This window comes from Paracoccus nototheniae, from assembly GCF_004335005.1.
Classification (GTDB): domain Bacteria; phylum Pseudomonadota; class Alphaproteobacteria; order Rhodobacterales; family Rhodobacteraceae; genus Paracoccus; species Paracoccus nototheniae.
The window spans coordinates 1-5,839 of record NZ_RQRT01000126.1 but is presented as its reverse complement, the minus strand read 5'-3'; the positions used below and the strand labels follow the sequence as shown (position 1 = coordinate 5,839).

The 5,839-nt window shown below is 65.2% G+C and carries 6 protein-coding genes; 2 read left to right on the top strand and 4 right to left on the bottom strand.

Features of this window, described 5'->3' with window-relative positions; all coding sequences use genetic code 11:
* The first annotated feature begins 216 nt into the window (after nucleotides 1–216).
* Nucleotides 217–1,224 (top strand): GTP 3',8-cyclase MoaA, encoded by a 1,008-nt coding sequence (gene moaA / locus EG885_RS21635; RefSeq protein WP_131578802.1) that lies wholly within the window; start codon nucleotides 217–219, stop codon nucleotides 1,222–1,224.
* 132 nt (nucleotides 1,225–1,356) lie between these two features.
* A complete protein-coding gene (locus EG885_RS21630; RefSeq protein ID WP_131578799.1) occupies nucleotides 1,357–2,295 on the top strand; it encodes a bifunctional helix-turn-helix transcriptional regulator/GNAT family N-acetyltransferase in 939 nt (312 codons plus the stop codon).
* Between the two features lie 27 nt (nucleotides 2,296–2,322).
* On the opposite strand, the gene ispG is transcribed toward EG885_RS21630, so the two are convergent.
* From ispG to EG885_RS21610, 4 genes are all read right to left on the bottom strand, one after another.
* On the bottom strand, nucleotides 2,323–3,444 hold the full coding sequence (gene ispG, locus EG885_RS21625; protein WP_131578797.1) for a flavodoxin-dependent (E)-4-hydroxy-3-methylbut-2-enyl-diphosphate synthase: 1,122 nt from the start codon (nucleotides 3,442–3,444) through the stop codon (nucleotides 2,323–2,325).
* A gap of 65 nt (nucleotides 3,445–3,509) precedes the next feature.
* Nucleotides 3,510–4,151 (bottom strand): thiamine diphosphokinase, encoded by a 642-nt coding sequence (locus tag EG885_RS21620; protein WP_131578794.1) that lies wholly within the window; start codon nucleotides 4,149–4,151, stop codon nucleotides 3,510–3,512.
* 26 nt (nucleotides 4,152–4,177) lie between these two features.
* Complete coding sequence (locus tag EG885_RS21615) at nucleotides 4,178–4,387, bottom strand: DUF2842 domain-containing protein (protein WP_131578792.1); 210 nt, start codon at nucleotides 4,385–4,387, stop codon at nucleotides 4,178–4,180.
* 84 nt (nucleotides 4,388–4,471) lie between these two features.
* A complete protein-coding gene (locus EG885_RS21610) occupies nucleotides 4,472–5,764 on the bottom strand; it encodes an adenylosuccinate synthase (protein ID WP_131578790.1) in 1,293 nt (430 codons plus the stop codon).
* Nucleotides 5,765–5,839 lie beyond the last annotated feature (75 nt).

The following is a 5,839-nucleotide window of genomic DNA, read 5'->3' as shown; positions in this document are numbered from 1 at the left end:
CGCCTGCGGGGCGGCGGGGCGGTCCACGGTCGCGGCAATCTGGCTGCATCCGGCCAAAGCCAGGGTCAGCGTCGCGGCAAGGGGGATCAGGCGCATCATGGTCTCCTCGAAATCGGGCTTGGGGGCAGTCTAGCCCGCGGGGTTCCCCAAGGTCCACCGCAACCCATGCCCCATCCCCCGCTTGTGAGCGGCCCGCCGCATGCCTAGATTGGACGGATGGACATGCACCCGCCTTTGATCGACCCCTTTGCCCGCCCCATCACCTATCTGCGGGTCTCGGTCACCGACCGCTGCGATTTCCGCTGCGTCTATTGCATGGCCGAGCATATGCAGTTCCTGCCCAAGGCCGACCTGCTGACGCTGGAGGAACTGGACCGTCTGTGCACCGCCTTCATCGGTCTGGGCGTGCGCAAGCTGCGCATCACCGGGGGCGAACCGCTGGTCCGGCGCGGCATCATGGGGTTCTTCCGGCAGGTCTCGCGCCATCTGGGCACGGGTCTGGACGAGCTGACCCTGACCACCAATGGCAGCCAGCTGGCCCGCCATGCCGCCGAGCTGGCCGAGATCGGCGTGCGCCGCGTCAATGTGTCACTGGACACGCTGGATGCCGATAAATTTGCCGCGATCACCCGGTGGGGCCGCCTGCCGCAGGTGCTGGAGGGGATCCGTGCCGCGACCGCAGCGGGCCTGCGGGTCAAGATCAACGCCGTCGCCCTGAAGGGCGTGAACGATACCGAATTGTTCGATCTGGTCCGCTGGTGCGGCGACGAGGGTCACGACCTGACCTTTATCGAGGTCATGCCGATGGGCGAGATGGGCGAGGAAAACCGCCTCGACCAGTACTGGCCGCTCTCGGATCTGCGCGCGCAGCTGGCGGAACGTTTCACCCTGATCGATCTGGCCGAGCGTACTGGCGGCCCCGCCCGCTACGTCCAGCTGGCCGAGACCGGGCAGAAGATCGGCTTTATCACCCCCCTGACGCATAATTTCTGCGAAAGCTGCAACCGCGTCCGGGTGACCTGCACCGGAGAGCTGTTCATGTGTCTGGGCCAGGAAGACAATGCCGACCTGCGCGCGCCCCTGCGCGCCGTTCCTGACGATACGCTATTGCGCGAGACCATCCGCGCGGCGATTGCGAGAAAGCCCAAGGGCCATGATTTCGACTATTCAAGGCAGAAGATCGAAGGCCAGATGACCCGGCATATGAGCCATACGGGGGGCTGAGGGCTAAAGCGACGGGGCCCCCAGTGGCTGGTTTGCTGACCACGCCGACTGCTCCCCCCCGGTCTGAAAAAGAATTGACACAGGACCAGCGAGATCCATAAGTTGCACGATACAACTTAACGCGAGCCTGTCATGCCCTTCCCCCCAGCCACGGATACGATAGACGCCATTCGCACCGCGTCGCGTGAACTTGTCCGCCAACTCGGCTTTATGGGCGGCAAGTTTGCAGGGACCGACCTTCCCCCGTCTGCGGTTCACGCCCTGATCGAGATCGAATCCGGTGGCGTCACCGCGCGCGATCTGACCGAGCGCCTTCATCTGGAGAAATCGAGCATCAGCCGGATGCTGCGCAAACTCGTCGAATCGGGCGCAGTGATCGAGGAACCCGGTGCGGACGGTCGCGTGAAGGTTCTGGCACTGACCGAGGCGGGTCGGCATCATGTGGTCGCCATTCATGCCTTTGCAGGCGCGCAGGTCTCTGACGCTCTCTCTCGCCTGAGGCCCGGCGAGGCGGGCAGGGTCAAGGACGGGTTGACCCTGTATTCTGCTGCTTTGGCAGGGCGGACAGTGCCGCAGACCCCCACGATTCACGTGATCAAGGGATATCAGACCGGTCTGATTGCCCGGATCACACAGATGCACGCGCTTTATTATGCGAAACGTACGGGTTTTGGGCAGCAGTTCGAGACCGGGGTCGCGGGCGGTCTGGCCGAGTTCTGCACCCGGCTGGACCGTCCGGCCAACGCCATCTGGACAGCCATGCAAGGGCGGGACATCGTCGGATCAATTGCCATCGACGGCGAGGATCTGGGTGAAAATATCGCCCATCTGCGGTGGTTCATCCTTGACGATCCTGTCAGGGGAACCGGGACCGGTCGCAGGCTGCTCTCGGCAGCGCTCGGCTTTGCTGACGAAAACAACTTTGCACAAGTCCATCTCTGGACGTTCAGCGGCCTTGATGCAGCGCGCCATCTCTATGAAGGTCATGGTTTTCAGCTGGTGGAGGAACGGCCTGGCACCCAATGGGGCAAGGAAATTCTTGAACAGCGGTTCGTGCGGCGCCACCCTTGAACGTCGGACCCGGACGCCACAGGCGGCCTATTCCGCAGCCTTCGCCTCGGCCTCCAGCACCTCGGCCCGCTTTTCGACCAGCTCCACGATGTGATCGACCATCTGGTCGTTGGACAGCTTGTGGCTCTGTCGGCCGGCCATATAGACCATGCCCGAGCCCGCGCCGCCGCCGGTAAAGCCGATATCGGTCATCAGCGCCTCGCCCGGCCCGTTGACGACGCAGCCAATGATCGACAGGCTCATGGGCGTCTTGATATGTTCCAGCCGCAGCTCCAATGCCTCGACGGTGCGGATCACGTCGAACCCCTGGCGCGCACAGCTGGGGCAGCTGATGATCTGCACGCCGCGCGTGCGCAGGCCCAGGGATTTGAGGATCTCGAACCCCACCTTGACCTCCTGAACGGGATCGGCGGACAGGCTGACCCGGATCGTATCGCCGATCCCCGCCCACAGCAGATTGCCCAGACCCACGGCGGATTTCACCGTGCCGCCGACAAAGCCCCCGGCCTCGGTGATGCCCAGATGGATCGGCGCGTCGGTGATCTCGGCCAGCTGGGTATAGGCGGCCGCCGACAGGAACACGTCGCTGGCCTTCACGCTGATCTTGAACTCGTGGAAATCATTGTCCTGCAGGATCTTGATGTGATCCATGCCCGATTCCACCATCGCATCCGGGCAGGGCTCGCCGTATTTCTCCAGCAGATGACGCTCCAGCGACCCGGCATTCACCCCGATGCGGATCGAACAGCCGTGATCCTTGGCGGCCTTGATGACCTCTCGGACGCGGGTCTCGTCGCCGATATTGCCGGGATTGATGCGCAGGCAGGCGGCGCCCGCCTCGGCGGCCTCGATGGCGCGCTTATAGTGGAAATGGATGTCGGCGACGATCGGCACCGGACTTTCGCGGCAGATCTCGCGCAGGGCGAACGTGGTCTCGGCATCGGGGGCGCTGATGCGGACGATATCCGCCCCGGCCTCGGCGCAGGCGATCACCTGATCCAGCGTGGCGCGCACGTCATGGCCATTGGTGTTGGTCATGGTCTGCACGCTGATCGGCGCATCGCCGCCAACGGGCACGCGGCCCACCATGATCTGGCGTGACTTGCGCCGTTCGATATTGCGCCAGGGACGGATCGGGTTCAGCGACATGGGCAGCGGCCTCCGGGGGTTCGCCCTTCAGATAAGCCATCGCAGGCGCGGCGACAACCGCCCCCTCAGCCGCACAAGGCCGTCAGCACCGCCCCCAGACAATCGCGCGGCAGCATCAGCAGCATCGGCCCCTCGATGCTCAGCCCCACCGGCCCCAAAGCCCGGTTCGAGGTGCCGACCCGCCCGCCCGGCGCAAACTCCAGACCGTCGATGGGCCATTCCAGCCCGGTGCTCGCCCCCCGCGCCGGACCCATGGGATAAAGGGACACCCGCGTTCCGGGCGCCAAAGACAGGTCCAGATGCGGCGGACAGACCAGAACCACATCATCGGGCGCCAGCATCACCACCCGGGGCGAACCGGGCTGGACCATGACCGTCAGCGCCGCCAGCGTGTGATCCAGCCGCAGCCCCGCAAACCCCACCGCCATGACCAGAGGTGCGTCGATCCGTCCCAGAGATTTGGCGAAATCCGTGCTGTCCTGCTCGGCCACATGCAACAGCCGCTCGGGCGCGACCGATGCCCGCGCCGCGTCCGAGATGCTGTCCAGATCCCCGATCACCCAGTCCGGCGCCCGGCCAAGCGCCAGCGCCCGGTCCGCACCCCCATCCGCCGCCACCAGCACCGGCGCCACGGCCAGCGCCGCCACCAGATCCGCCGCATCGACAGCACCGCCACCGATCACGGTGACACCGCGGCGATCGCGCACCGGGCGCAAAAGGCCCTCAGACCCGCTCACCCCTTGCCGACACCCAGAAACACCCGCTTGAACGGCAAGGCCCACAAGACGCCCAAGCCCACATAGATCAGCAGCTCGACCCAGATCGGCTGGCGCCCGAACCGCCCGTCAAGCCAGTTCATCAGCGACACCGACACGACGACATACAATGGCATCCCGACAAGCAGGATCAGAATGGACAGCCTCTTGCGGGTCTTCAGCTCCATCTCGGGGCAGCCTTTCATCTTGGCAGAAATATCCTGCAGGGGGTCCGGGGGACGTACAGTCCCCCGGCGGTCGCGGGACGCAGATCAGTCGGCAAAGGGATCGGTGACCAGGATCGTGTCGTCACGCTCGGGGCTGGTCGACAGCATGGCCACCGGGCATTGGATCAGCTCCTCGACCCGACGGACATATTTGATCGCGGCGGCGGGCAGTTCGGCCCAGCTGCGCGCCCCCGCGGTGGATTCCTGCCAGCCGTCCATTTCCTCATAGATCGGGGTCACCTTGGCCTGCAGCGCGGCGGCGGTGGGCAGATAATCGTACTGCACCCCGTCGATCTCATAGCCGGTGCAGATCTTCAGCGTCTCGAACCCGTCCAGCACGTCCAGCTTGGTCAGCGCGATGCCGTTCACGCCGGAAATCGCGCAGGTCTGGCGCACCAGCACCGCATCGAACCAGCCGCAGCGGCGCTTCCTGCCGGTGACCGTGCCGAATTCATGGCCGCGTTCGCCAAGCCGCTGACCATCGGCATCGTCCAGCTCGGTCGGGAACGGCCCCTCGCCCACGCGGGTTGTATAGGCCTTGACGATGCCCAGGACAAAGCCGATCGCCCCCGGCCCGACCCCGGTCCCCGAAGCCGCAGCCCCCGAGGTGGTGGTCGACGAGGTCACGTAAGGATAGGTGCCGAAATCGATATCCAGCAGGCTGCCCTGCGCACCCTCGAACAGGATGCGCTTGCCGGCCTTGCGGGCGTCGCCCATGATCTTCCAGACGGGCTGGGCATAGGGCAACAGCTTGGGCGCGATCTCCATCAGCATGGCCTTCAGCTCGGCGCGGTCCACCGGCGTGGCGCCCAGACCGCTGCGCAGCGCGTCGTGATGGGCCAGCAGGCGGTCCAGACGGCTGTCCAGCGTCTCCTCATCGGCCAGATCGGCGACGCGGATGGTGCGGCGGCCGACCTTGTCCTCATAGGCCGGGCCGATGCCGCGACCGGTCGTGCCGATCTTGGCCTTGCCCGCCGCCTCTTCGCGCAGCTTGTCCAGATCCTGATGCAGCGGCAGGATCAGGGGCGTGTTCTCGGCAATCATCAGATTGGCGGTCGAGATGGCGACGCCCTGCACCGCCAGCTTGTCGATTTCCGAAAACAGCGCCCAAGGGTCCAGAACGACTCCATTGCCGATCACCGCCAGCTTGTTCTCGCGCACGATCCCCGAGGGCAGCAGCGACAGCTTGAACACCTTGCCGCCGATGACCAGCGTATGGCCGGCATTGTGACCGCCCTGAAACCGCGCGATCACATCGGCGCGCTCGGACAGCCAGTCGACGATCTTGCCCTTGCCTTCGTCGCCCCACTGGGCCCCGACAACCACCACATTGGCCATGCGCAATCCTTTTCGTTGTCCGAAACTCTTTTCGGATTGCGTCTAGCGCATCGGGGATGATGGGGGAAGGCGCGA

Bases quoted from the DNA above. Each gene is read 5' to 3' on its own strand.
- moaA (WP_131578802.1), top strand. From the start codon at position 217: ATGGACATGCACCCGCCTTTGATCGACCCCTTTGCCCGCCCCATCACC.
- EG885_RS21630 (WP_131578799.1), top strand. From the start codon at position 1,357: ATGCCCTTCCCCCCAGCCACGGATACGATAGACGCCATTCGCACCGCG.
- ispG (WP_131578797.1), bottom strand. From the start codon at position 3,444: ATGTCGCTGAACCCGATCCGTCCCTGGCGCAATATCGAACGGCGCAAG.
- EG885_RS21615 (WP_131578792.1), bottom strand. From the start codon at position 4,387: ATGGAGCTGAAGACCCGCAAGAGGCTGTCCATTCTGATCCTGCTTGTC.
- EG885_RS21610 (WP_131578790.1), bottom strand. From the start codon at position 5,764: ATGGCCAATGTGGTGGTTGTCGGGGCCCAGTGGGGCGACGAAGGCAAG.